Raw genomic sequence first — 24359 nt, 5'->3', positions numbered from 1 at the left:
CCGAGGTCAAGCGCCTGCTGGCGGCCTGCGGCACCGACACGGCCGGCTATCGGGATCGCGCCCTGCTGCTGCTGGGCTTTGCCGGCGCCCTACGACGCTCCGAGATCGTCGGGATCGACCGCGAGCACCTGCGCTTCACGGGCGAGGGCATGACGGTGTTCATCCCGCGCTCCAAGCGGGACCAGGAGGGGGAGGGGGCGACGATCGGGATCCCCCGCGGGCTGAACCCGCTCTCCTGCCCGGTGCGGGCGATGGAGGAGTGGCTGCGGCGGACCCGCATCGAGTGGGGGCCGGTGTTCCGCCGGCTCAGCCCGGGCGGTGCGCTGGAGGACCGGCTCTCTCCGCAGGGAGTATGGAAGATCCTACGTCGGAGGGCGGAGCTGGCCCGACTCACGGTCGACGAGACCGAGCGCCTCTCCCCGCATGGCCTCAGGGCGGGGTTCATCACCGAGGCCTACCTCAAGGGCGCGCTCGACGAGCAGGTGATGCACCACGCCCGGCAGAAGAGCATCGCCACCACCCAGGGCTACCGCCGCCGCGCCAAGATCACCCGCGACAGCCCGGCCCGGCTGCTCGACCTGTGAGAGGAGCAGGGGAGGGGAGCCGGGCCAGTTGCCCTCGGCCGCCGGTACGTGGTGGCGAGCCTCAGCGGTGCAGGACCTGGCGTCCCGCCTCATACGCGGCCTCGGCGCCCGAGAAGCCCAGCTTGGCCCGGGCGATAAGGCGCGACCCCTGCCAGATCGACCAGCGCCAGCTGTTCCGCCCGGGTCCCTCCCTGCTGACCCGGATCTCCTTCTCCTCGGGAATGTCCTGCAGGGGGCGGAGTGGTTTGACGAACATGGCGCGCCTCTAGGAGCACCGGTCCGGAATGCCAAGACAGGAGAGCAGGGCCGGCGCAGCCGCGGATGCAGACGACGCCGTGTCCACCGTTTGGCAACCCGCCCCGGTTCCGGTGGACTGGCTCTGGAACACCCTGACCGTGGGCGGGCTCGCCGAGCGGGTCGAGGCGTTCCGGGCGGCCGCGGCCGGATCGGGCGTGGTGCCCTGGGTGCTGGACCTCGCCGCGATGGAAGAGGAGTTCCTCCTACCCATGGCCGCCCCGCAGGACGGGGTGCGGGCGATCAGCCTCGCGGGCGCCAAGATCCTGGCCCGGCGCCTGCGCGATGCTGCGGCCGCCAACCATCATGCGGCGCTTGCCCGGATGGCGACGGACCGGAGTTGTCCCTTTGACCTGCACAGGGTTCTTCCCGTGTCGGCCGCCGTTCTCGTTCTCGGCCCGGAGGAGCGCGTGAGCTGGGAGTGGCTCCGGGTCCACTGGGGTGTGACTCGTCCGCTCCGCAATGTGCAGGCGCTCCCCTCCACGCTGGACGGCCGCAAGAAGAAGATGGGCCAAATGCGCGTGGGCTTCTGGTCGGCCGACCGGTCGCCCTGGGCCGCCATCACCCACCTGCGCCGCGCCTGGCCCGAGCTCTCCTTTGAGTTGCAGCCGCACTACCCGGGTGGAGCAGGGGAAGCAGAGGCGGCAGGAGGTCAGGAGAGCCGCCCGCCCCCGCGGGAACGAACGGGTCGGAATGGTCGGGGCCGCGTCGGGGCGCGCCGGGGTGGCTGAGGGCGCGGCGGCGGTGGAGGACGAGAGCTGGGACGGGGAGGGGAGGGTAGCTCCCTATGACGCCTCTCCAGGCCGTGCAGCCCCGCAGCTCAGCGTTGAGGGCTTCGAGGGCCCGCTCGACTTCCTGCTGGAGATGGTCCGCCGTCAGCGGGTCGACCTCGGCCGGCTCTCCATCCTGACCCTGACCGATCAGCTGGTGGCCGCCATCGAGGCCGGGGAGGGGCGTATCCCGCTGGAGCGCCGGGCGGACTGGCTGGTGAGTGCCAGTCAGCTCCTGCTGCTCAAGGCCCAGCTCCTGGCCCCCTCCAGCCCCGAGGAGGCAGAAGATGCGAGGGCAGCCGCAGCCCGGCGCCTCCAGCTACTGGACGAGCTCGCCCGCATGCGGGCCGGGGCGGACTGGCTCTCCGCCCGCCCGCAACTCGGGCGGGCCGTGTTCGGCCCGGGGAGGGGCGCGCCAGCCCAGGCCCGGCCCCAGGCGGAACTCCTCGTGGCCTTCCTGGAGGCGACCCTGACGATGCTGGAGGGCAGGGAAGGGCAGAGCAGCGCGCCGACCCCAATCTACCGGCCCAGCCCGCCCGACCTCTGGCGCATCCCGGACGCGATCCGCCGCATTGCGGAGCTGCTCGGACAGCAGGACGGCCCTTTCATCATCGAGCGCTGTCTACCTCTCATCCCACAGCACGCTCCCGACAGAACCATTCGGCTCCGGGCGGCGCTCGCCAGCACGTTCGTTGCCGGGCTTGAGATGGCGCGGGACGGTCTGGCCGCCTTGGAGCAGGGCGAGCCCTTCGGGCCGATCTCGCTCGGCCGTATGAGCGCGTCGGGTAATTTGCGCTCCTCGCACCCTTCGCGATCACCAGCCTGACTGTTCGGCTCCTCGGCACCTTCTTGCTGGTGATAACCCCGTTCGGGCGTGCTGACGGGAAATCGGAGTGCTGAGGTCGCCAGGAACCCAGCCGAGCTCGACTTGCCTGGGCGTGTTGGAAGTGTCCAGGGCGTGCTCCCCTGACTACCCTCCAGCACATCCATCTTTGCCAGAAAAATTGCGGGTCCGGAATGAAAGCCGCATCGTTGCCCTGACGCGTTCGCATCCTCCGGCAGATCCGGCGTGGCGATGTCATCGGTGGTTCAGATGCCTGCCAGTCAGTAACACATGCGCTGTAGGGTCCGCCCTCCGCCGACGACTTGCCGTCCAGAGGAGAGACACAAAAATCGACGGACTCTTGTGGCTAAAATCGCAGTCGGTGTTCATGAGGAGGGTCGACGAAGGGAGTCGATCATGGAACTGCATGCAGCTACCAAGAAGGAGGGGGAAGCCATCCTGGCACCGGCCCTCGCGGATTCCGCGGTCAAAAACGCGATCGCGAAGGCCAAACAGCGCGGGCGGCATTGTCACGTTGTTTGGGGACCGAGCAAGTTTGACCGCGAGGCGGAGTTTGCGTGACCTTACGCCGCCATATGGGCACACGTCTCCTGCCGCCAGATCCGAAGGTAGCGTCCACGGAGGTGGTGGAAAATCCGGCGTGGTCCGGGATGTAGGGCTTGGGTGGCCATCGGACCTGGCGGCTAGGGTGGAGTTGCGAAGCTCCCACCGCTGACCGGCCGAGGACCCGATGACCGAGGACAGACTGCCACTGGCTGACCTGCTGGCGAAAGCAGGAGATGGTGACTTCCTTCGCAGCGTTGCCGAGGCGGTGCTGCAGATGCTGATGGAGGCGGACGTGGAGGGGCAGATCGGCGCCGCCCGGCACGAGCGCACCGGCGAGCGGCTGAACTACCGCAACGGCTTTCGCGACCGCACGCTGGACACCCGGCTGGGGTCTCTGCAGCTCCGGATCCCCAAGCTCCGGCAGGGCAGCTACTTCCCACCCTTCCTCGAGCCCAGGAAGACCAGCGAGAAGGCGCTGGTGGCGGTGATCCAGGAAGCCTGGATCGGCGGCGTCTCAACCCGGCGGGTGGACGAGCTGGTGCAGGCCATGGGGCTGTCGGGCATCTCGAAGTCGACCGTCTCCAAGCTGTGCAAGGACATCGACGAGCGGGTCACGGCCTTCCTCGACCGGCCGCTGTCGGGCGAGTGGCCCTACCTCTGGCTGGACGCCACCTATCTCCGTCAGCGCGAGGGTGGCCGCATCGTCTCGGTCGCCGCCATAATCGCCGTGGCCTGCGATGCCGAGGGGCGCCGGGAGATCGTCGGCCTGCACATCGGCCCGTCGGAAGCCGAGACGTTCTGGGCGACCTTCCTCAAGAGCCTGGTCAGGCGCGGCCTGAAGGGCGTGAAGCTGGTGGTTTCCGATGCCCATGAGGGGCTGAAGGCGGCGATCGCCCGCGTCCTCGGCGCGACGTGGCAACGCTGCCGCGTCCACTGGATGAGGAACGCCCTCGCCCATGTCGGCAAGGCCCAACAGTCCATGGCCTCGGCCGCGTTGCGCCAGGCCTTTCTCCAGTCCGACCAGGACGGGGCCCGGCAGACCTGGCGCCATGTCGCTGACCAACTCCGCGAACGCTGGCCCAAGCTCGGCAAGCTCATGGACGACAGCGAGCATGACGTGCTCGCCTATATGGCGTTCCCGGCGCCGCACCGGACCAAACTGCATTCGACAAACCCGCTGGAACGTCTCAACAAGGAGGTGAAGCGCCGCGCCGACGTGGTCGGCATCTTTCCCTCTGAGGCGTCCATCATCCGCCTGATCGGCGCTGTGCTGCTCGAAGCCAACGATGAGTGGCAACTGCAGCACCGCTACATGGGCGTCGAGGCCATGGGCGGGCGTTGTCAGGTTGGCGATGATGGCGACGCCGAGAGCTTACGGCTGGTAGTGACCTCACGCGGCGGGCGCAACTCCGGTCACATCCCGCCATGTGCTGAATGCGGCGTCACGAACGATGCGGTATTCAGTGGCGGTCAGGCGGTGACGGCGAAGCTGGAAGTGGTTGTGGATCCGGCTGTGGGTGGAAAGGAAGCGCTGCGCGTGTCGGGCCGACTTGAACCGCTGCATTTGCCGCTCTCGTCGTCGCGTTGGCTGGTGCGACACTTCGGCCCGGTTGTTGAGGTACCGGCTCTGCCGGTGCTCCACCCCGGGCAGGATGTCGCGCTTTGCGGCGGCGTAGCTCCGCAGCTTGTCCGTCACGACCACCCGCGGGACGTATTGCAAGCCCTTCAGCAGCTTGCGGAAGAACCGCTTGGCGGCCGTGGCACTGCGCCGGCTCTGCACCAGGGTGTCGAGCACGACACCATCCTGATCCACTGCACGCCAGAGGTAATGCTGCTTGCCGCGAATGCGGATGAACACCTCATCCATGTACCATTTGTCGCCCGGCCTTGGCCGACGCCGGTTCAGAGCATTGGCAAACAGCCGGCCGAAACGCAGGCCCCACTCGCGGATGCTTTCGTAGCTGACCACAATGCCTCGGGCTGCCAGGATCAACTCAACGTCCCGCAGGCTCAAACTAAAGCAGTGATACAGCCAGACCGCATGCTGGATAATCTCGGCCGGGTACCGGAAACCGCGATAGGGGTTGGGTGAGGTCGTCATGCCGGGCAGGCTGCCACTCCCCGACCGAGCCGCCAACCTGACAAGGCCGTTCCATGATGTCGAGGCGGCGCGTCAGGACAGTGCTGCCAAACTCACGAGTTCGGCGACCAGGGCTTCCGATCGTCTTGGGACACGGCCAGAAGTCAGTAGCGCGACATCAACGCGAACTCATGCGTCCGAGGCGGTCACGATAGGCCGCAGCCTCGGACATGATGGAGTCGACGATGTTGGCGATCGGCTCGATCCGCTCAACGAAGCACGCTGCCGGCCCCATGGAGACCATGCCGGCCTCGGGATCGCCCTGGCGGTAGCACCGCTCCAACAGCAGGCTGCCCCGGATGAGGTCGGAAAAGTCGTCGAAGCCGCGGAGCCCCGCGGCTTCCCGCCGCCGGACCTCCCGCGCCGTCGCGTTGTCCATCACCCGCCAGGCGCCGCCGAGCACAGGATTCTCAGCGAAGGCGACGACCGATCCCCTTTGGTCGGCCTCGACGACGCGCTGCTTGTAGGCCACATGCGCCGTCACCTCCTCAGCCGCGATGAAGCGCGTGCCCATCACCACCGCATCGGCGCCCACGGCCAGGGCCGCAAGCAGCTGGCGTCCCGTGCCGATGCCGCCCCCGATCGCGAACGGAATCCGCAGGCGCTCCGCAGCGATCGCGCCCCCCATCATCGCTGGCACTTCGGTGTTGGCGCCAGGATGGCCGCCGCATTCCATGCCCACGATGGCCACCGCATCCACGCCCAGCCGTTCCGCCGTCAGCGCATGTCGCACCAGCGGCACCTTGTGGATCACCGCCCCACCCGCGGCGTGGATTGCCCGGATCAGCTCGTCGGCCGGCGCACGGCCGGAGGTCTCGAAGAACCGCACTCCCATCTCCAGCGACACGGCCAGGTAATCCGCCAGGCTCACCTCCGTGTGGCGCGACGTGGAGAGGTTCACGCCAAAGGGCTTGCCGCCCGTCAGCGCGTCACAGGCCTTGAGCTCGGCCCGGAAGGCCTCCAGCGTCGCGAAGGAACGCGAGGTGATGAAGCCCATCCCCCCGGCATTGACGATGCCCGCGACATAGCTTGCATCGGACAGCCACATCAGCCCGCCGCACAGGATGGGATGGCGGATTCCGAAAAGCCGCGTGATTCGCGTGTCGAACACGCCGGGATGCGGCTGCCGCGGCGAGGGCGGCATCGATGGCGGGCTGAGGGCCGTTTCTGTCGTCGCCGAATTCATCGTCCGTCTCCCTGCTCAGTCGTGGAAGGTGGCGAAGCCGGAAACCGGCTCGCGCTCGCTCACCAGGCTATTGGTCGGATCCGCAGGGTCCGCCACGCCGAGCGCCATGCCGCAGACCACCATCTCGAAATCCGGAATCGATAGTTCACGCCGCAGGATGTCGGGGTAGTTTGCGATGGCCGCCTGCGGACAGGTATCAAGGCCGAAGCCGCGCGCCGCGACCATCAGGTTCTGCAGGAACATGCCGTAGTCGAGCCAGCTGCCCTGCTCCAGGTCCCTGTCGATGGTGAAGATCAAGCCGACCGGCGCGCCGAAGAAGGAGTAGTTCCGGGCCCGCTGCCGTTCGCCGGCCGCCTTGTCGCCACGGGCAACCCCGGCCAGCGCATAGAGCCCCCATCCCACTGCCCGGCGGCGCTCGATGTAGGGCGGGCGCCAGTTCCGGGGATAGTAGTGGTACTCGCCCCGCTCGGCCTCTCCCGACAGGCACGCGCCCACCAGCGCCTCCGAAACGGCGGCGAGCGACGCCCCGGTCAGCACCCTCACCTTCCAGGGCTGGATGTTGCTGCCGCTCGGCGCCCGGCTGGCGATCTCCAGCAGCCGCGTGACGGTGTCCCGGTCCACGAAGACATCCCGGAAGCCGCGGATGCTCCGCCGGCTCGTGATCGCGTAGGTCACCGCCTCCGCCATCACGGCCAGATCTGCCGGCGGCTCCGCCCGCCCGTTGATGCCCGTCACCCCAAGCCTCCCCACGTCATCTCTTGCCACCAAGCAGGCCCGGTCGGGACGCTGGCAAGGCGGGGCCTCGCCCTCCCGCTCAGGATCCAGCGCGCGGCCTGGACCGGCTGAAGCTTCCCTGGGCCGTGGCGATGATGGTCCCATCCTCCGCCACCAACTCCCCGGAGGAGAAATACAGGCGCCGGCCCGAGCGCGTGACCCGCCCCGTTGCGGTGATGCGCCCCTGCTGGACCTTGGCGAGATAGCTGACCGTCAGCATCACCGTCACGGCATCGCCCGGCCCGTCGCTCTCCTCCGTCCACAGCCCGGCATAGCCGCAGGCCGCGTCCAGCAACGTCGCCGTCACGCCACCCTGCAGGCTGCCCTGCCGGTTGAGGTGCCGCGGCCCGAGATCGAGCTGGACCTCGGCCTCGCCCGCTACCCAGCGCGTCAGGCTGATCCCGAGATATTCGAGGAGCGGGTTGTCCATCCTCATTAGCGCTCCATGAATCCATCCAGCCCCATCCGCCGTTCGGCAGCGCAGCAGCCCCACTACTCCATCTTAATGCCGGTGGCTTGGCCCAGCTTCTTCCAACGGTCGAGATCCTGCGCCAGCACCGCGGCCAGCCGCGCCGCGGGAAGATAGTTGGGCTCGAAGCCGCGTGTCCGCATGAGCTGGACGAATTCCGAGTCCTTCATCATCCCGGCGACAGCCTTGTCCACCGTCTCCACGCTAGGCGCGGCCATCCCGCGCGGACCGAGGATCGCGTACCAAAGATCGCACTCATAGCCGTTCAGCACCTCGCCGATCGCCGGCAGATCCGGCCAGGAGGACGATCGATTGCTGGAGGTCACCGCCAGGGCGCGGATGCGGCCCTCCTTGATCAGCGGCTCGACGGCGCTGACGCTCGCGAACATCAGGTTCACGTCGCCGCTCAGCAGGCCGGTCACCGAGGGAGCCGTCCCGCGATAGGGCACATGGGTGATCTTCGTGCCGGCCATGGAATCGAATAGCTCGGCCGCCAGATGCTGCGGCGTGCCCGGCCCGGGAGTGCCGTGATTTAGCTCGCCCGGCCGCGCCCGGGCATAGGCGACGAACTCAGGCAGCGTCTTCACGGGCATGTCCGCCTGCACGACCAGCACCACGGTCGTCGAGACGACGCCCGCGATCGGAGCGAAGTCCCGCGCCACGTCGAAGCCGGGATTGGCATAGAGGGCCGCGTTGATCGTCAACGCATTCGCGGCGAAGAGCAACGTGTAGCCATCCTTCGCTGCCGCGGCGACGACCTGCGTGCCGATATTACCGCCCGCGCCCCCGCGATTCTCCACAGCGACAGACTGGCCCAGCGCCGTGGAGAGGCGCGCGGCCGTCAGCCGGCCCGCGATATCCGTGCCGCCGCCCGGCGCATAGGGCACGACGAGCCGGATCGGCTTGCTCGGGTAATTCTCCGCCCTGGCTCGGGAGCCGATCATCCCCAGCCCCGACGTGCCCAGCAGGATTCTTCTGCTCAGCATCGAACGTCCTCCTTTTTCGTTTTCTAGCTTGCCCGCACCGCTTGGCGCGGAGACCCGGTGGCCTTCGCCCCGTGCGGCTCTTCGTCCAGCAGTTCGTTGTGCTCGCCCAGCAGGGGTGGCGGTCTCCGGATGGCCATGGGCTTTCCGCCGATCGCGAAGCCGGGCATGGCGATCCGCCCGGCGCGTGGATGGTCCACCGAGGCGATCAGGCCGGAGGCGGTGACCTGCGGCGCCTCCACCAGGCTGCCGTAATCGGCGACCGGCGCGCAGATGATGTCCGCCTCCTCCAGAATGGCGAGCCACTCCGCGCCGGGGCGCTGCCGCAGCACGGCGTTTAACGTCTCCGTCAGCGCGGCGCGGTTCTCCATACGGTGGGGCAGCGTGTCGAAGCGCGGCTCCGCGGCCAGCTCGGCGCGCCCGATCACCTCGCAGAAGCGCGTCCAGCGCCCGGCTTGGTAGGCGGCGACGAGGATATGCCCATCCGCCGTCTCATAGGCTTCGTTGGGCGTGGCATAGGGTGCCCCGCTGCCGCAGCGCACCGGCGCCTCGCCGGAGGCGAGGAAGCCGGCCAGCGGCACCTGCTGCAGCATCAGCGAGCTGGCGAAAAGGCTGACATCGAGATGCCCCGGCCGCTCGCCCGCATCCCGCCGACGCAGGGCGGCGAGCACGGCGATGGCGGCCTGGAAGCCCGTCGCCATGTCCGTGATGGGCGCCTGCACCTTGGAGGGCGGTTCGCCCTCGGTTCCCGTGATGCTCATTAGGCCGGAAATGGCCTGCACCACCCCATCCACGCCCGGCCGCCCGGCCCACGGCCCATTCTGCCCATAGGCCGAGACCGAGCAGTAGACGACCCGCTCGTTAATCGCCGAGATCGCCCCGTAGCCGATGCCGAGCCGGTCCGCCACGCCGGGGCGGAAGCTCTCGATTAGCACATCCGCCGTTTCCGCCAGCCGGCACGCCTGGCGCAGCCCGGCGTCGGTCTTGAGGTCCAGTACCACGCTGCGCTTGTTTCGGTTGAGGGACATGAAGGTGGTGCTCTCGCCCTCGACGAAGGGCGGGCCGAGCATGCGGCCGACGTCGCCACCCGGCGGCTCCACCTTCACGACATCGGCGCCCATATCGGCCAGCAGCATGGTGCAGAGCGGCCCTGCCGCGATCTGTGAGAAGTCGACGACGCGGATGCCGGCCAGCGCGCCCTCGAGCGGATGCCGCTCCTCAGACTGATGCGCCGCCAAGGCGGTCACCGACCGGAGAAGCGTGGGGTGCGCTTCTCCGCGAAGGCGCGGCGCCCCTCGGCGCGATCTTCAGTGTCCTTCAGCATACCGAATACCATCTCCGTCATGTCGGCGAGCGCGGCGCGCGGAAGCACCTCGGTCTCGCGCGCGGCCCTCTTGGTGGCGGCAACCGAGAGCGGCGCATTGGCCGCGATCGCGCGCGCCAGCTCCTGCGCCCTCGCCGCCAGCTCGGCCGCCGGCCAGATATCGCTGACCAAGCCAATGCGCAGCGCCTCGGCCGCATCGATCCGCGTGCCGGTCATCAGCATCTTCATCGCATGAGCCTGTGGGATCACGCGCATCAGCAGCGGCCCGCACACCCCCGCAACGCTGCCCACCCGCACCTCCGGGAGGGCGAAGCTGGCCGACTCGGAGGCCACACGCAGGTCGCATTGCAGCGCCAGCTCCATCCCGCCGCCGAGGCAGTGGCCGTTCACCGCCGCGATCATCGGCTTCCAAATGGAAAGGCGCTCCAGGTTCAGCATGCGCACATAGGCGCCCCGGCGTGTCGCGGCCTCGTCCCCGGAGGTCCAGGCGCTGGCATAGGGGTCGGTGCTGGCTGGCGTGTTCTTCAGGTCCGCGCCGACGCAGAAGGCGCGCGTGCCCGCCCCGGTAAGGACGATGACACGCACCGCGTCGTCATCCCGAGCCGCAAGAAGCTGGGTACGCAGCTCTGCCTGGGACGGCACGTCGAGCGCGTTCAGCGCCTCCGGCCGGTCGATGGTGATGGTGGCGACGGCGTCGCCGATGACGGTGTGGATGGCCATGTCAGACGCTCGGGCTGGACAGGCTCCGGCCGCCGCAGACATAGAGCAGCTGGCCGGTGATATAGGTGCTAGCGCGGGCCGCGAAGAACAGCACGGCCTGCGCGACATCCGCTGGCGTGCCGATCCGCTGCATCGGTACGCTCTTCTTCAGCCGCTCCTGCACCTCCTCCTTGAAGCCGAGGAACATCGGCGTCTCGATGATCCCCGGCGCGATGGCGTTCACCGTCACGCCCTTTGCCGCGAACTCGATCGCCAGGCTGCGCGTCAGGCTTACTACGCCGCCCTTGGCCGCCGAGTAGTTCGCCTGCCCGAAGCCGCCTAGCCAGGCGCGGGAGGAAATATTGATCACCCGCCCATGGCCGCGCTCCACCATCCCTGGGATGGCCGCCTTGCAGGTAAGGAACTGTGAGCGAAGATTGGTCGCGATCACCGCATCCCAATCCTCCTCCTCCATCTTTCCCAACCGCTTGTCACGGACGATGCCGGCATTGTTCACCAGCACGTCGAGCCGCCCGAGTTCCGCATTCACCCGGCCGATCGCGGCGTCCACCTGCGGCCGGTCCGTCACGTCTACCGTGAGGGGCAGCACCCGCCGGCCGGGATGGGCCTGCCGCAGCCGCGTCGCAGCCTCTTCCAGCGAGGCCACGTCAAGGTCGAGCAGCGCCACATCGTAACCCGCACCGGCCAGCGTATTCGCGATGCCGAAGCCAATCCCCCGCGCGCCGCCCGTGACGGCCGCGACATCCACCTCCGCCATGCTCAGGCTGCCAGCAGGTGGACGGAGGAGGCGGCGTGGTCCACGCCCGCGATGCCGCCGCCGGTGCATTGGGTGAGGCCGATGCGCGCCCCCTCCACCTGCCTCCCCTCGGCCCGGCCCTCGAGCTGCCAGGTTACCTCCACCATCTGCGCGACGCCCGTGGCGCCCAACGGATGGCCCTTCGCCAGCAGCCCACCGCTCGGGTTCACTGGCACGCGGCCGCCCAGCGCGGTATCCCCGCGCCGCAGCAAGTCCGCGCCCCCGCCCTGCGGCGCTAGGCCGAGCGCCTCGTAATAGAGCAGCTCGGCAATGGTGAAGGCGTCATGCAGCTCGACGACGTTCACGTCCTCCGGGCCGAGCCCAGCCTGCTCATACGCCATGCGCGCCGTACGGGCCGTGATCTCGGCATCCAGAATGTTGTCGCATCCCTCCTCGATGCGGCCGGACTGCACGGCGGAGCCGACCACACGCACGGCGGGGCGCCCTGCCCCTGGCCGCCTTGTCGTCAGCACCACCGCCGCGGCACCATCCACCATGGAGGGGCAGCACTGCAGCAGTGTCAGCGGCTCCGCCACTGGGCGGGATTGCAGCACCTCCTCCAGCGTCACCGCCTTGCGCTGCTGCGCGAGCGGATTCAGCACGCCATGGCCGCGGTTCTTCACCGCCACCCGCGCCAGGATCTCCGGCGTTTCGTTCCGCTCATGCAGGTAGCGGGTGCCGCGCATCGCATAGACCGTCGGCAGCGTCATACCCTGGGCGGCGTAGAGATCGGTCTTGTAGTCGTTGCGCTGCATGGGGATGGTGCCGCCGCCGAGCTTGGTCAGCATCTCCACGCCCCAGACCAGCACGGTGTCGTACACGCCGAGGCGCAGCGCCTGGCAGGCGAGATGCACCGCCGTGGCCCCGCTCGCGCAGGCATTCTCCACGTTGTAGAGCGCAGGTCCGCCGAGGCCGAGGTCGCGCATCAGCACCTGGCCGAGCACCATGCCGCCATAGACATTGGCGTTGTACATGGCCTGGATGCGCCCGGCCTCGATGCCCGCATCGGCCATCGCGCCCAGCGCCGCAAACTGGGCGAGGTCCTGCATGGACTTGTCGTCGTGCCGCGCGAAGGCCGTCATGGCCGCGCCGGCTATATAGACCTCGGTGCTCACTGGTTGCCCTCCGGCGCGGGGATGAAGACGTACTGCCCGGCGTCGTCCGCCACGGGCGAAAGCGGCATGCCGATGCGCGGGCGCTGCCCCTCCGGCAGGCGCAGCCGCCCGAACACGCGGGCCCTCTCCGGGAAGTCGGCATAGACGAGAGCGAAGGGCGCCTGGCCGCTCTTCGGGTTCGGATGGATCACGGTGAAGCTGTAGAGGACTGCTCGTTCCGACAGCTGCACGGGCTCGTAGCGCGGCGCGGAGGGAGAACTCTCCGGGACCGCCGGGAAGACGCACTGGTCGGAATGGCGGTCACGCGAGGCCTGCAGGCGGATGGGCTGGTCCGAAGCGCCGGCCGGCGAGCGTGACACATCGAGCGTCTGCGACGCTTGCTGCATGGCGTTCCTCCTCGCCGGGCGGCGGCCCGGCTTCTCTTGCGTGCTGCTTAACGCCACCGCGCGCGGAGCACAGGCGGAGAAAGCCGCGAGGGATATTGACCAATACTCAACACTTCCAGACGTTGCCTGGATGGACCGGCTTCCCCCCCTCAACCCGCTGCGTGCTTTCGAGGCGGCCGGCCGCCTCGGCAGCGTGCGGCGCGCGGCCGAGGAGCTGGGCGTGACGCCGGGCGCGGTCAGCCGCCAGGTCCAGGTGCTGGAGAACGACCTCGGCGTACCGCTGTTCCGCCGCTCGCCGAGCGCGATGGTGCTCACGGCGCAGGGGGAGCAGTACCTCGCCGCCATCTCCCCGCATTTCGACGGAATCCGCGAAGCCAGCCGCCGCCTCACCGGCCGCCGCGGGCCCGAGGTGCTGAAGGTACGCGCCTACACCACCTTCGCCATGAAGTGGCTCATCCCGCGCCTTTCCATCTACCAGCAGACGAACCGGGTGACGGAAGTGCGGCTGACCACCTCGCTGGAGAACGTGGATTTCGACCGGGAGGACGTGGACTGCGCCATCCGCCTCGGCGACGGCAACTGGCCGGGACTGGAGGCTGACCGCCTGGTGCCGAACGAGCTGATCCCCGTCTGCACCGAATCCCTGCAGCGGGAAGCCGGCCTCGGCACGCCCGGGGACCTGGCGCGGGTTTCCCTCCTGCACTCCCTCGCGCGCCCTGATGACTGGCGCTACTGGCTGGAGGCTGCGGGGCTGAAAGGCATCGATCCCTATGCGGGCCCGCGCTATGCGAGCTCCGTGCTCGCGCTCCAGGCCGCCATGGCGGGGCAGGGTGTCATGATCGCCCAGAAGGCCCTGATGACGGAGGACCTGCGGAACGACGGGCTGGTCCAGCCCTTCGGGCCGGCGCTCGACCGGGGGGCCTTCACCTACTACCTCGTTTACCCGCCGGGCCGGTTACGGAACCCGGCCTTCCGGCGCTTCCGGGCTTGGCTGATGGATCAGGCGGAGTAACGGCTGCCTGAGCTGGATGTGGCAAGCTGGAGCCTTGCTGCACCGAGCGCCGAAGGCCGACCTGGGTGCCTCTGAATCTGACTCGGTGCACGAGGCCTCGATCCGCTCGCCCGACCCAATCAGACCTGCTGTAGCTTTCGGCTGGACAGCCCCTCAGAGGTCCAATAAACAACACCAATTCCTGTGAGTGGCATTACATTCCGAATAGCGGAATTTCTTAACAGGGAAGTCCTCCGAGATGAGGATGCCGGGGAGACGCCACGATGAGTCTGCTATCGCCGTCACGAAGTTCGGGCACTGCCTGGGCGGATGACGCCACTCCACTTCGCGACCTGGCCCAGCAACAGCCCGCCTTCGAGGTCCGGGATGGCGTTGTCCATCTTCGGGGCAGTGTGTCCCGCTCATCCGGCAGTCTCGCCTTTCCGGCGCGCGCGGTGTGCCTGGAGACCGGCGCGCGCGACATGGAGCCGATGACCTTCGGCCCTCGCGGCACGCTCTATTCCTTCTCGAAGGTGCATGTCTCCTCGAGCCGGCCGGTGCCCTACACCATCGGCTATGTGGACTTCGAGAACGGCGTCCGCGTGCTCGCGCAGGTCGAGGCGCCCGACGAGGCCCTTCGCTGCGACCTCCCGGTCGAGCTGCGCGCCGATGGGGACCGTTGGTTCGTCGCACCCGTCGACATGGAAGGAGCGCGCCCATGAGCGAGGCCTTCATCGTGAGCGCGGCCATGATCCCGATGGGTCGGCACCGCGAGTCCAGCTATGCCGGCCTCGCCCTTCCGGCCGTGCTGAACGCGCTGTCCTTGGCCGGCATCTCGAAGAACGAGGTCGAGGCGGTCGTTTGCGGCCACGCCTTCGGCGGCATGCTGACCGGCCAGCGCATCGTCAAGGAACTGGGGATCGGGTCGGTGCCGGTCACCAATGTGGACAATGCCTGCTCCGGCGGCGCCTCGGCGCTGCACCTCGCCTGGAAGGATATTCAGGCGGGGCGGCATGACATCGTCCTGGTGATCGGCGTCGACAAGCTGACGCAGTTCGGTGGCGGCACGCTCCCCCTGGTGACGGAGGATCCCGAGGTGCAGCAGGGCATGGTGATGCCCGCCCTCTACGCCATGCGCGCGCGGCGCTACCTGCACGAGCGGAACGCGAGCACCGCCGACCTGGCCGGCGTCAGCGTCAAGGCCCGGCGCCACGGCGCCCGCAACCCCTACGCCCAGTTCCGCAGCGAGGTGACGGTCGAGGAGGTCCTGCAGTCCCGCCCCATCGCGGAGCCCCTGACCCTGCTGCAGTGCTGCCCGACCGGCGATGGCGCTGCCGCCGTGGTCATGGTCTCCGATGCCGCGCGCCGGCGGCTGGGGCTTCCCGCAGTGCGGATCTCGGCCTCGGTCCTCCACTCCGGGCAGGTCACGGGCGGGTTCCGCGACATGCTGAGGCCGGAGATCACCTACGATTCCGCGCGGGACGCCTACGAGGCCGCCGGGATCGGCCCCGGCGATGTCGATGTGATTGAACTGCACGACGCCTTCTCGATCGCCGAGCTGGTCTATTACGAGGCGCTGGGCCTCTGCGCCCCGGGCGAGTCCGCGGAGTATCTGCGTGCCGGCCGCACCACCTATGGCGGCGACGTCGTCGTCAATCCCAGCGGAGGCCTTCTCTCGAAGGGCCACCCGGTGGGCGCGAGCGGCGTGGCCCAGGCGGTCGAGATCTACTGGCAGCTCACCGGCCAGGCGGGGGCACGCCAGGTGGAGGACGCGCGGGTCGGCCTGTCCCATGTCACGGGCGGGGGCATCGCCGGACTCGATCACGGCGCCTGCACCGTCCACCTGTACGAGCGCATGGCCGCGTGAACGCGATCGCCGGGAAGCCCGTCGAGGGAGAGGCTGGCAGCGGCACCGTCAGCCGGGTTCTGCTGATGCTGGCGCTGCTGGCCGATGCGGGCGGCAACGTCACGGTCAAGCAGATGGCCGAGAGCATGGGCCTCGCGCCCTCGACCGTGCACCGCCTCCTGCAGCTCCTGCGGAAGGAGGGCTTCGTCGAAGCGGTGGCTGAGAGCCGCCAATACGCGATCGGCCCGCAATTTTACCGGGTGTCGGCCCGGGTCGTGAGCCGGGTCGCCCCGCCGCTCCTCGCGCAGCCGGTGATCGAGGAGATCGCGAGGGCCTTCGACGAGACCGTCGTGTTCGGCCTCTATCTGCCGACGGAACGCGCGATGAGCTTTGCAACCCGGGCCGACGGGCAGCAGAGGCTGAAATACCAGCTCGACATGCACCGCCCGCTCTCGCTGGTCTGGGGCGCCTCGGGAAAGGCCATCCTCGCCTTTCTCCCGCCCGAAACCGTCCGGACCATCCTACGGGACGAGGGCCCGTCGCCGGCGACCAGTCAGCCGCCGCCGGCGCCCGAGGTGATCGAGGCTGAGCTGCGCGCCATCCAGGATCGTGGCTGGGCCGTTTCCGAGAGCGAGAAGCTGCCGGATGCACGCGGTATCGCGGCCCCCGTCTTCGGCGCGGCAGGCGTCATCGGCTGCATCTGCCTGACCTCCCCGAAATCGCGCATGCCGCATGCCAGCATCGACGCGATCGGCCGCGACATCGCCGCCCGCGCGAAAGCCCTTTCCTACGGCCTCGGAGCCCCGAACGCATGAGCCAGAACGCGTCCCGCGCGGCGCCGCTGTCCGGCTACCGCGTCCTCGACCTCACCACCTTCCTCTCTGGCCCCTTCTGCACGCAGATCCTCGGGGACCTCGGCGCGGAGGTGGTGAAGGTCGAGACGCCGGAGGGCGATTCCAGCCGCGACATCCCGCCGCATTTCGTGGACGGCGACAGCGCCTACTTCCTCGGGATCAACCGTGGCAAGCGCAGCCTCGTCATCGACATGAAGCGGCCGGAGGGTCTCGCCCTGGCGACGCGCCTGATCGCCGAGGCGGATGTGGTGGTGGAGAATTACCGCCCCGGCGTGGCCGCCCGGATCGGCCTGGACATCCAGGCGCTACGCGCCGCGCACCCCCGGCTCATCTGGGCGTCCGTCAGCGGTTTCGGCCAGACCGGTCCGTGGCGCGACCAGCCCGCCTACGACATGATCGTGCAGGCCCTGTCCGGCGTGATGAGCCTCACCGGGGAGCCGGGGCGCCCGGCCGTGCGGCTCGGGATCCCGGCCGGGGACATGGTGGCGGGCATGTACGCCACCATCGCGATCAACGCCGCCCTGGCGGACCGCGAGCGCACCGGCGAGGGACGCGTGATCGATGTCTCGATGCTCGACTGCCAGCTCGCCATGCTCTCCTACCAAAGCACCTACGCGCTCGTCGCCGGCGTGACGCCGCAGCCCCAGGGCGCGCGGCACGACTCCATCCCGACCTACCGCTCCTTCGTGGCGGGCGACGGACGCGAACTGGTCGTCACCGCGAACACAGAGCGCATGTGGCGTGGCCTCTGCGAGGCCCTGGGCCGCGAAGCCCTGCCCGCCGATCCGCGCTTCGCCACCGGCGCCCGCCGGCTGGAGAACCGCGAGGCGCTGTGGCCGATCCTAGAGGAGGCGTTCCTGGCGCGGGACGCCGCCGACTGGATTGCCCCGCTGCAGGAGCGCGGCGTCCCCGTCGCGCTGATCAAGACCGTCCCCGAGGCGCTTGCCGACGCCCGTATGGCCGGGCGCGGCATGGTCCAGCCGCTCCTGCGGGAGGATGGAACGCGGATCGAGGTGGTGGGTAACCCGATCAAGTTCGTCGGCGAGACGTCGCCCGAACCTGGCTATCCGCCCCGGCTCGGCGAGGACGCGGTGCGCGTGCTGGGCGGCTGGCTTGGCCTGGACGCGGCGGAGGTGGAGGCGTTGCGGGCCGACGGCGTGGTCGCGCCGCGGACGCAGGAGATCGCATGACGGGTTTTTCCGGCCAGGACCGGACCGTCCGCCTCGGAAGCCTCGAAACCGGCTGGCGGGAGTCCGGTGCGGGGGTGCGGGGCACCGTGCTCGCCCTGCACGGCCTCGGCCTCGATCGCGCGTCCTTCGATCCGCTGGGCGCAGCCCTGCCCGATGGCTGGCGGCTCGTCTCCTACGACCAGCGCGGACACGGGGAGGCGGCGCGCATCATCCCGGACGATCTCGAGGCTTTCGTCGAGGACGTCCTCCGCGCCATCGCGCATGCCGGTGGCCAGGTACACCTCCTCGGGCATTCGATGGGCGGAGCCGTCGCGGCGCTCGCGGCGGCCCGCAGCGATGCGGTGCTCTCCCTGACCCTCATCGCCACACCGCCCCGGGGCTTTCCCGAGTTCGCGCGGCGCGGGGAGGCGGCCACCCAGGCGGGCATGGACGCCGTGCTGGCGCCCACCCTGTCCCGATGGTTCGGTCCGGATTGGGAGGCGGTGGCCCCCTCCGGCGCCGTGTCCTACGCCTCGACAGCCCTTCGGGCGATGCGGCCGGAAGGATGGGCCGCCGCCTGGCAGGCCCTCGCCTCCTTCGAGGGATTCGGAGCACTGGCGGTGCCGGGCCGGCCCTCCCTTGCCCTTGCGGCCGAGGACGACCTGTCGACACCGCCGCACAGCATGGAACCGATCGCGGCCGCCTGGGAGCATGCCGGTGCGCGGCTGAACCGGCAGGTCCTGGCCCGTGGCGGCCATCTGCTTCCGGTCACGCAGCCGGATGCCCTGGCCGCCCTCCTTCCCGCCCACTGGACCGCGGCGATGCAGTGAGCCCGTCGGAAGCGAACAACGCGAATCGATAAGCAGGAGGAAAAGGTCCATGTCGAACAGCATCACCCGCCGCCGCGCCCTCGGTGGCTCGATCGCGATAGCCGCCACCACCACGGTGCCCGTCCGGGCCGACAACTACCCCTCCAAGCCCGTGCGCGTGATCGTTCCTTTCGTGCCCGGGGGGCCTATCGACCAGACGGCGCGCATCGTTTCCCAGCGCCTCGCGGAACTGCTCGGCCAGCCGGTCATCATCGAGAACCGGACGGGCGCCAACGGGGTCGTCGCCGCGGAAACCGCGGCACGCGCCCCTGCGGACGGCTATACGCTGCTCTTCTCCGTCATCCACCATACGGTGCTGCCGAGCCTGCAGCAGAATCTCAGCTACGACATCGAGAAGGATTTCGATCCGATCACCCTCGTGGCGTATTATCCGATCATCCTCGTCGTGAGGCCGAACTTCCCGATCCACTCCGTGCCGGAGCTGATCGCGCGCGCCAAGGAGGCGCCGGGGCAGCTGACCTTCGGCCATTCCGGCTATGGCGGGGGCACACATCTCGCCGGCGAGCTCTTTGCGATGCAGGCCGGCGTGCAGCTTCGGCAGGTTCCGTACAGGGGCAGCGCGGCCGCGATGTCGGACCTGCTTGGCGGCCATGTGGATCTCATGTTCAGCGACGCCCCGACCGCGCTGTCCTTTGTGCAGGCAGGCCAGCTCCGTGCCCTCGGCATTTCGACGCCCCGACGGTCCGAGCTGCTGCCGGATCTGCCGACCATCGCCGAATCCGGCCTGCCCGGTTACGGCGCCTATTCCTGGGGCGGCATCTCGGCGAAGGCCGGCACGCCCGCGGAGGTGAAAGATCGTATCCACAGCGAGCTGATCCGGGTCCTGCAGGAGCCCGCGACCCGGCAGCGCTTCCTGCAGATCGGCGCGGAGCCGCAGCCCGGCACGCCTGCCGAGTACGCCGCCATGATGCGGGGCGAGATCGTGAAATGGGCCGCCGTGGTCCGCCAGGCCAACATCCGGATGGATTGAGGCGCCCACCAGGCAGCATGGCCCGCCAAAGGCGGCTCAGGAGGAAACGGGGACATGACAAAGGCGAGGATCGCCATCATCGGCGCCGGCATCGGCGGGCTGACGGCCGCGGCGCTGCTGCAGCGCCGCGGCTACGACGTGCGGGTTTACGAGCAGGCGAAGGCCTTCGCCCGCATCGGCGCCGGCATCCAGCAGAGCTCGAACGCCCTGAAGGTCCTGCGCGCGCTCGGCCTCGAGCCGCGCCTGCGCGAACTGGCTTTCCAGCCGAAGAGCTGGAACAACCGGGAATGGGACACCGGCGCTGTCAAGTACGAGCTGCCCCTCGGTTCCGCCTTCGAGGAGCGCTACGGCGCGCCCTATCTGCTGATGCATCGCGGCGACCTTCACGCCGCCATCCTCTCCGCCGTGCCGGAGGCCTGCATTGAGCGCGGCAAGACCTTGCTGGAGCTTAGGCAGGATGGCAGCGGCGTCTCGATGCGCTTCGCGGATGGCAGCACGGCCCGGGCCGACGCGCTGATCGGCGCGGATGGCGTCCACTCCAGGGTGCGCGAATGGATGCTGGGCCCGGAGGAGCCGCGCTTCACCGGGCGCGTCGCCTACCGCACCACCTTCCCCGCCTCCCTTCTCGGGGGTTATCCCATCGACGACTGCACGAAGTGGTGGGGCCCGGACCGGCACGTTGTGATCTACTACCTCACGCCAAGGCGGGACGAGGTGTACTTCGTCACCAGTGTGCCCGAGCCCGAATGGCGCAACGAGTCCTGGTCGGCCAAGGGTGACCTGGGCGACCTCCGTGCCGCCTTCGCAGGCTTCCACCCCCAGGTGCAGGCCGTCTTCGCGGCCTGCCCCGAAGTGTACAAATGGGCCCTCTACGAGCGGGATCCGCTTCCGCGCTGGTCGGAGGGGCGCGTCGCCCTGCTCGGCGATTCCTGCCATCCCATGGTGCCCTACATGGCGCAGGGCGCGGCCTCCGCGATCGAGGACGGAGCCGTCCTCACGCGCTCCCTCGACGAGGCCGGTACGCTGGAAGGCGCCTTCTCCCGCTACGAGGCCACCCGCCGCGAGCGGACCTCTCGCATCCAGCTCACCTCGCACCGGAACGAATGGATGAGCCGGCGGACGGACCCGGACTGGGTCTATGGCTATGACGCATGGAGCGTGCCGCTGGCCGAGCCCTCCCTGGCCTGACGGCCGGCTCCACGACGCCGGCCGGGAAAGAACGAGAAAAACGGAGGAGAACAGGATGATCGAAGTCCGACGCCGCGACGCGCTGCGGCTCGCTGCGGTGACCAGCCTCTCGGCCCCGGTCATCGCGCGCGCACGGGATATCTGGCCGACCCAGCCCCTGCGTGTCGTCGTGCCGTTCTCGCCTGGCGGCCCGACGGATGTGGCGGCGCGCCTAGGGCGTCTCTGCAAAGGCTACAGCCACAGTAGCAGCATGCCGAGGTGAACCATGGCGGGCATTGTCACGTTGGCCAGCTCTGGCTGGAACGAACTCGTCAGGCGAAGCTGGCGGCATGCCGTCCGAGCCCACCACCTACCCCGGCTACCGTTTCCCGGCCGAGGTCATCCAGCATGCTGTCTGGCTCTACCACCTGTTCAGCCTGAGCCTACGCGACATCGAGCTGATCCTGGCCGAGCGGGGCGTAGTGGTCAGCTACGAGAGTATCCGTCGCTGGTGCCTCCGCTTCGGCACGGAGTTCGCGGCCAAGCTGCGCAAGCGGCGGCCAAGACCGGGCGACACCTGGCACATGGATGAAGTTTACCTGAAGATCAACGGCGAGCTCTTTTATCTCTGGCGCGCGGTGGATCAGCACGGAGTCGTGCTCGACATCCTGGTGCAGGAGCGCCGCAATGCCACGGCCGCCAAACGCTTCTTCAAGCGCCTGCTGGTGGGCCTCCAGTATAGACCCCGCAAGATCGTCACCGATGGGCTCCGCAGCTATGGCGTTGCACAGCGAGAGGTCCTACCCGGTGTGCAGCATCGGACCAGCCGCTACCTGAACAATCGTGCCGAGAATTCCCATAGGCCGACCCGACGTCGAGAACGCGCGATGCAGCGCTTCAAGTCAGCCGGGCAAGCCCAGCGGTTTTTGTCGGCGCACGCGATGATCTATGGCCACTTCCGTCCGCGGCGGCACCTGATGGCCGCCGATCAATACCGGCGCGAGCGCTCCAAGGCCTTTCGGATCTGGCGGCAGGAGACGTGTGCCCATATGGCGGCGTAAGGTCACGCAAACTCCGCCTCGCGGTCAAACTTGCTCGGTCCCCAAACAACGTGACAATGCCACCGCACCATCAAGGACGCCACCGTTAAGCGCTACCACTACGACACCCACGAGCAGCTGCGGTCCCACCTCCAGCTCTTCGTCGATGCCTACAACCATGCCCGTCGGCTCAAGACCTTGCGCGGCCTCACACCCAACGAATTCATCCACCAAACATGGACGAAAGAGCCCGAGCGCTTCAGGCTCGATCCGTCACACTACACCCCGGGACCGTACACCTCTGATGTCCGTCCTTTCAAGACCGGGGCGTGCATCGCCGTTCGCCGTGCAGGCGTTGTTCTCGACAATGAGGCGTTTGGGTGAGGAGGCGGATGACGAGCGACGGTTGATCCAGCTCTGATGCGCGGGTTGGGTACCGCATGACCCTCTGATGTCCGTCCTTTCAAGACCGGGGCGTGCATCGCCGTTCGCCGTGCAGGCGTTGTTCTCGACAATGAGGCGTTTGGGTGAGGAGGCGGATGACGAGCGACGGTTGATCCAGCTCTGATGCGCGGGTTGGGTACCGCATGACCCTGATCGTCGCGGGGCTGCCTCTGTCTAGCGGCGGGGATCGGTGCGAAGCCTCCCCGTAGTGTTTTCGAGGGTTCCCCTGACCGCTCCACCTCCTCGCCCAAGCGTCTCGTCTGTTCGGTGTTTTCTCCTCTGCTGTGGTGGTCGGGCGGTTCAGGCTGCAACGGCCTTTGGCATCACCATGCGAGCAATGGCCCAGGCAAAGCCCACCATCTCGCGCGCGATCGCCGTCACGACGACCTGCGGCCGCTTGCCGGCGGCCTGGAGGCGCCGGTACCGGGCGCAGAGGCGCACCTGTCCTTTCCATGCGACCTCGCGCACCTCCCTCGGCAATCCGGTCAGGCGGGGCTTCATCTGCGCTGACACCCGGGCCGGCAGCCGGTAGGTCCAGGCGCCCTCGACCAGCATGCGGCGCGCGAGCGGGCTACCGGCCTTGGTGATTGCGCCCTGCCGGCGCTTCGCCCCGCTGGAGTGTTCCGAGGGCACGAGGCCGAGATAGGCCATCAGTTGGCGCGGGTTGTCGAACCGGCCGAAGTCGCCGACCTCGGCCACCAGTGCCGAGGCGACGATCAGGGACACGCCCCGCATCGCCTGCAGTGCTTCGACCACCGGCGCCATGCTCCAGCAGGGCACGAGGTCGCGGATGCGGCCGGTGAGGCGCTCGATGCGCGCCTCGAGCTCGGTCACCGCGTCGAGGTATTCCTGGCAGGCGACCTGCTGGGCAGGGTGCGGGAAGGTCTGCTCCATCAGCCACTTGCGATGCGGCCAAGTCCAGCGCTTGGCGTCGTAGCTCCGCCCGTGCCGGAGCAGGAACCCCATCAGCCGCTGTCGCGCCTTGCGGAGCGCCTCCACCATGTCCGCCCGCGCCCTGACCAGGTCCCGCATGGCCTCGTGCTCCGGGTCCGGCACCCAGACCGGCGTCAACTCGCCGGCCCGGTGCAGGCGGGCGAGCGCCGTCGCGTCCCGCCGGTCGGTCTTGATCCGCTCGCCGGGCTTGCGTGGGATCAGGCTCGGCGCGACCACCACGCAGTCGTGGCCGCGGCCACGAAGATGCCGGTACACCCCGTAGCCGCAAGGCCCGGCCTCGTAGGCGAAGCGCAAGGTCCGGCCACCCCGGCCGAGGCGCGCCAGCAGCTTGTCGAGCGCCGCCGGTTCGTTCGGGATCTCGCTTACGAACCGCACCTCGCCATCCCGGCCGGCCTCCGCCACACAGACGGCGATCGTCGCCTTGTGCACGTCCAGCCCGACAAAGGTGATACGCTCTCCCACGGCCCGTCTCCTGTGCTGAGGCAAGGCGCCGGCCTACCCGGCGCAACCCTCGTCATTCCTGCACAGTGCGAGGCGGGCCACCCCCGCCTCCAACGGACATCTGGTCTAGATATCATCCTGACGAGCAGGGACGGATGTTGAGGCAAAGAGGCGAACAGCCGCTCAACTGGATGGGGCATTCGCAAGTACCTCGATCGCCGCACTGCAATACGTGTGGTATGCTGACGTTGCTGCCCAGCGTTCCTCCCACGCTGGCGGCAGGGCCGGCTTGAGGCAGCGATCTGCTTCGCCGGCCCATTCAGCTTCGGTTGGACGAGCACACGTAAGTCGTTGATGTAGATGCCGGAAGTGTCTTGATTTTTACATAAGATATATTACGCGGCGAACGGGTGTCGGCGCCCGGACCATACGCCTTAGCGTCTAAACGAAAATTATACGCAGCTTCGTATATTGTTGCGGGATACCCCATCGCGTATAGTGGTCATGGAGGCTACCATGACCGAGCAGATCGCCCGGCACCGTCAAGTTGTTGGCGCTGGACTGATCGTGCTTGCAGGCCGGAGGCGATGCTGGCTCAGATCTTACGCTATGGCAGGTGCCCCACTGATTTCCGCCCAGATGGCGAAGGCACGCGTCCTCGC

Annotated in this window: 26 protein-coding genes and 2 pseudogenes; 16 read left to right on the top strand and 12 right to left on the bottom strand. The window is 68.7% G+C overall.

What is annotated here, in order from left to right; all coding sequences use genetic code 11:
* The coding region (locus ACO1BU_RS29530; protein WP_424139545.1) for a tyrosine-type recombinase/integrase at positions 1-584 on the top strand (584 nt) is incomplete at its 5' end.
* 61 nt (positions 585-645) lie between these two features.
* Here ACO1BU_RS29530 and ACO1BU_RS29525 read toward each other — a convergent pair.
* A complete protein-coding gene (locus tag ACO1BU_RS29525; protein ID WP_424139544.1) occupies positions 646-840 on the bottom strand; it encodes a hypothetical protein in 195 nt (64 codons plus the stop codon).
* Positions 841-919: 79 nt separating this feature from the next.
* Here ACO1BU_RS29525 and ACO1BU_RS29520 point away from each other — a divergent pair, with 79 nt between their 5' ends.
* The 4 genes and pseudogenes from ACO1BU_RS29520 to ACO1BU_RS29505 all read left to right on the top strand — a co-directional run.
* Positions 920-1609: a hypothetical protein gene (locus ACO1BU_RS29520; protein ID WP_424139543.1), complete on the top strand. Its 690-nt coding sequence runs from the start codon at positions 920-922 to the stop codon at positions 1607-1609.
* Positions 1572-2474, top strand: a complete 903-nt coding sequence (locus ACO1BU_RS29515; protein WP_424139542.1) for a segregation and condensation protein A — start codon at positions 1572-1574, stop codon at positions 2472-2474. Before ACO1BU_RS29520 ends, ACO1BU_RS29515 begins: the two co-directional genes overlap by 38 nt.
* A 414-nt stretch (positions 2475-2888) precedes the next feature.
* Positions 2889-3053, top strand: a complete 165-nt coding sequence (locus tag ACO1BU_RS29510) for a hypothetical protein (protein ID WP_424139541.1) — start codon at positions 2889-2891, stop codon at positions 3051-3053.
* A gap of 169 nt (positions 3054-3222) precedes the next feature.
* A pseudogene (locus ACO1BU_RS29505) lies at positions 3223-4374 on the top strand (IS256 family transposase); the annotation flags it as partial.
* A gap of 54 nt (positions 4375-4428) precedes the next feature.
* On the opposite strand, the gene ACO1BU_RS29500 reads toward ACO1BU_RS29505, so the two are convergent.
* The 10 genes from ACO1BU_RS29500 to ACO1BU_RS29455 all read right to left on the bottom strand — a co-directional run bounded on the left by ACO1BU_RS29500 (position 4429) and on the right by ACO1BU_RS29455 (position 12931).
* Positions 4429-5139, bottom strand: a complete 711-nt coding sequence (locus ACO1BU_RS29500) for an IS6 family transposase (protein WP_424139546.1) — start codon at positions 5137-5139, stop codon at positions 4429-4431.
* A 157-nt stretch (positions 5140-5296) separates the two neighbouring features.
* Positions 5297-6322: an NAD(P)H-dependent flavin oxidoreductase gene (locus ACO1BU_RS29495; RefSeq protein WP_424139540.1), complete on the bottom strand. Its 1026-nt coding sequence runs from the start codon at positions 6320-6322 to the stop codon at positions 5297-5299.
* A gap of 57 nt (positions 6323-6379) precedes the next feature.
* The gene (locus ACO1BU_RS29490; protein WP_424139539.1) at positions 6380-7099 is read right to left on the bottom strand and encodes a nitroreductase; all 720 of its coding nucleotides are present in this window, start codon (positions 7097-7099) and stop codon (positions 6380-6382) included.
* 79 nt (positions 7100-7178) lie between these two features.
* A complete protein-coding gene (locus ACO1BU_RS29485; RefSeq protein ID WP_424139538.1) occupies positions 7179-7568 on the bottom strand; it encodes a PaaI family thioesterase in 390 nt (129 codons plus the stop codon).
* A 62-nt stretch (positions 7569-7630) separates the two neighbouring features.
* Complete coding sequence (locus tag ACO1BU_RS29480; protein ID WP_424139537.1) at positions 7631-8593, bottom strand: Bug family tripartite tricarboxylate transporter substrate binding protein; 963 nt, start codon at positions 8591-8593, stop codon at positions 7631-7633.
* 23 nt (positions 8594-8616) lie between these two features.
* Positions 8617-9837 (bottom strand): CaiB/BaiF CoA transferase family protein, encoded by a 1221-nt coding sequence (locus ACO1BU_RS29475; RefSeq protein WP_424139536.1) that lies wholly within the window; start codon positions 9835-9837, stop codon positions 8617-8619.
* Positions 9834-10634 (bottom strand): enoyl-CoA hydratase/isomerase family protein, encoded by an 801-nt coding sequence (locus ACO1BU_RS29470; RefSeq protein ID WP_424139535.1) that lies wholly within the window; start codon positions 10632-10634, stop codon positions 9834-9836. Before ACO1BU_RS29470 ends, ACO1BU_RS29475 begins: the two co-directional genes overlap by 4 nt.
* A 1-nt stretch (position 10635) precedes the next feature.
* Positions 10636-11391 carry an SDR family oxidoreductase gene (locus ACO1BU_RS29465; protein WP_424139534.1) on the bottom strand — a complete coding sequence of 252 codons (756 nt, stop codon included), beginning with the start codon at positions 11389-11391 and terminating at the stop codon, positions 10636-10638.
* A 2-nt stretch (positions 11392-11393) separates the two neighbouring features.
* The gene (locus ACO1BU_RS29460; protein ID WP_424139533.1) at positions 11394-12545 is read right to left on the bottom strand and encodes a thiolase family protein; all 1152 of its coding nucleotides are present in this window, start codon (positions 12543-12545) and stop codon (positions 11394-11396) included.
* Positions 12542-12931 (bottom strand): Zn-ribbon domain-containing OB-fold protein, encoded by a 390-nt coding sequence (locus ACO1BU_RS29455; protein ID WP_424139532.1) that lies wholly within the window; start codon positions 12929-12931, stop codon positions 12542-12544. Before ACO1BU_RS29455 ends, ACO1BU_RS29460 begins: the two co-directional genes overlap by 4 nt.
* Positions 12932-13061: 130 nt before the next feature.
* Here ACO1BU_RS29455 and gcvA point away from each other — a divergent pair, with 130 nt between their 5' ends.
* The 11 genes and pseudogenes from gcvA to ACO1BU_RS29400 all read left to right on the top strand — a co-directional run.
* The gene (gcvA, locus tag ACO1BU_RS29450) at positions 13062-13943 is read left to right on the top strand and encodes a transcriptional regulator GcvA (protein ID WP_424139531.1); all 882 of its coding nucleotides are present in this window, start codon (positions 13062-13064) and stop codon (positions 13941-13943) included.
* A gap of 263 nt (positions 13944-14206) precedes the next feature.
* Positions 14207-14644 carry a Zn-ribbon domain-containing OB-fold protein gene (locus ACO1BU_RS29445; RefSeq protein ID WP_424139530.1) on the top strand — a complete coding sequence of 146 codons (438 nt, stop codon included), beginning with the start codon at positions 14207-14209 and terminating at the stop codon, positions 14642-14644.
* Positions 14641-15789 carry a thiolase family protein gene (locus ACO1BU_RS29440; protein ID WP_424139529.1) on the top strand — a complete coding sequence of 383 codons (1149 nt, stop codon included), beginning with the start codon at positions 14641-14643 and terminating at the stop codon, positions 15787-15789. Before ACO1BU_RS29445 ends, ACO1BU_RS29440 begins: the two co-directional genes overlap by 4 nt.
* Positions 15786-16583 (top strand): IclR family transcriptional regulator, encoded by a 798-nt coding sequence (locus tag ACO1BU_RS29435; RefSeq protein ID WP_424139528.1) that lies wholly within the window; start codon positions 15786-15788, stop codon positions 16581-16583. The genes ACO1BU_RS29440 and ACO1BU_RS29435 overlap by 4 nt, the downstream gene beginning before the upstream one ends.
* On the top strand, positions 16580-17812 hold the full coding sequence (locus ACO1BU_RS29430; RefSeq protein ID WP_424139527.1) for a CaiB/BaiF CoA transferase family protein: 1233 nt from the start codon (positions 16580-16582) through the stop codon (positions 17810-17812). Before ACO1BU_RS29435 ends, ACO1BU_RS29430 begins: the two co-directional genes overlap by 4 nt.
* Positions 17809-18621, top strand: a complete 813-nt coding sequence (locus ACO1BU_RS29425; protein ID WP_424139526.1) for an alpha/beta fold hydrolase — start codon at positions 17809-17811, stop codon at positions 18619-18621. The genes ACO1BU_RS29430 and ACO1BU_RS29425 overlap by 4 nt, the downstream gene beginning before the upstream one ends.
* 49 nt (positions 18622-18670) lie before the next feature.
* Positions 18671-19651, top strand: coding sequence for a Bug family tripartite tricarboxylate transporter substrate binding protein (locus tag ACO1BU_RS29420; RefSeq protein WP_424139525.1), 981 nt, complete (start codon positions 18671-18673; stop codon positions 19649-19651).
* A 54-nt stretch (positions 19652-19705) separates the two neighbouring features.
* Positions 19706-20839, top strand: a complete 1134-nt coding sequence (locus ACO1BU_RS29415; RefSeq protein ID WP_424139524.1) for an FAD-dependent monooxygenase — start codon at positions 19706-19708, stop codon at positions 20837-20839.
* A gap of 55 nt (positions 20840-20894) precedes the next feature.
* Positions 20895-21101, top strand: a complete 207-nt coding sequence (locus ACO1BU_RS29410; RefSeq protein ID WP_424139523.1) for a hypothetical protein — start codon at positions 20895-20897, stop codon at positions 21099-21101.
* A gap of 67 nt (positions 21102-21168) precedes the next feature.
* Positions 21169-21879, top strand: coding sequence for an IS6 family transposase (locus tag ACO1BU_RS29405; protein ID WP_058390100.1), 711 nt, complete (start codon positions 21169-21171; stop codon positions 21877-21879).
* 60 nt (positions 21880-21939) lie between these two features.
* Positions 21940-22242 (top strand): annotated as a pseudogene (locus tag ACO1BU_RS29400) (IS3 family transposase); the annotation flags it as partial.
* A gap of 360 nt (positions 22243-22602) precedes the next feature.
* On the opposite strand, the gene ACO1BU_RS29395 reads toward ACO1BU_RS29400, so the two are convergent.
* Positions 22603-23718, bottom strand: coding sequence for an IS110 family RNA-guided transposase (locus tag ACO1BU_RS29395; RefSeq protein WP_424139522.1), 1116 nt, complete (start codon positions 23716-23718; stop codon positions 22603-22605).
* Positions 23719-24359 lie beyond the last annotated feature (641 nt).

Origin of the sequence: Roseomonas chloroacetimidivorans (assembly GCF_049629625.1) — a bacterium.
In the GTDB taxonomy this organism is placed as follows: Bacteria; Pseudomonadota; Alphaproteobacteria; order Acetobacterales; family Acetobacteraceae; genus Roseomonas; species Roseomonas chloroacetimidivorans.
Note: the sequence above shows the minus strand (reverse complement) of the source record. Positions and strands in the feature narration are given on the sequence as shown.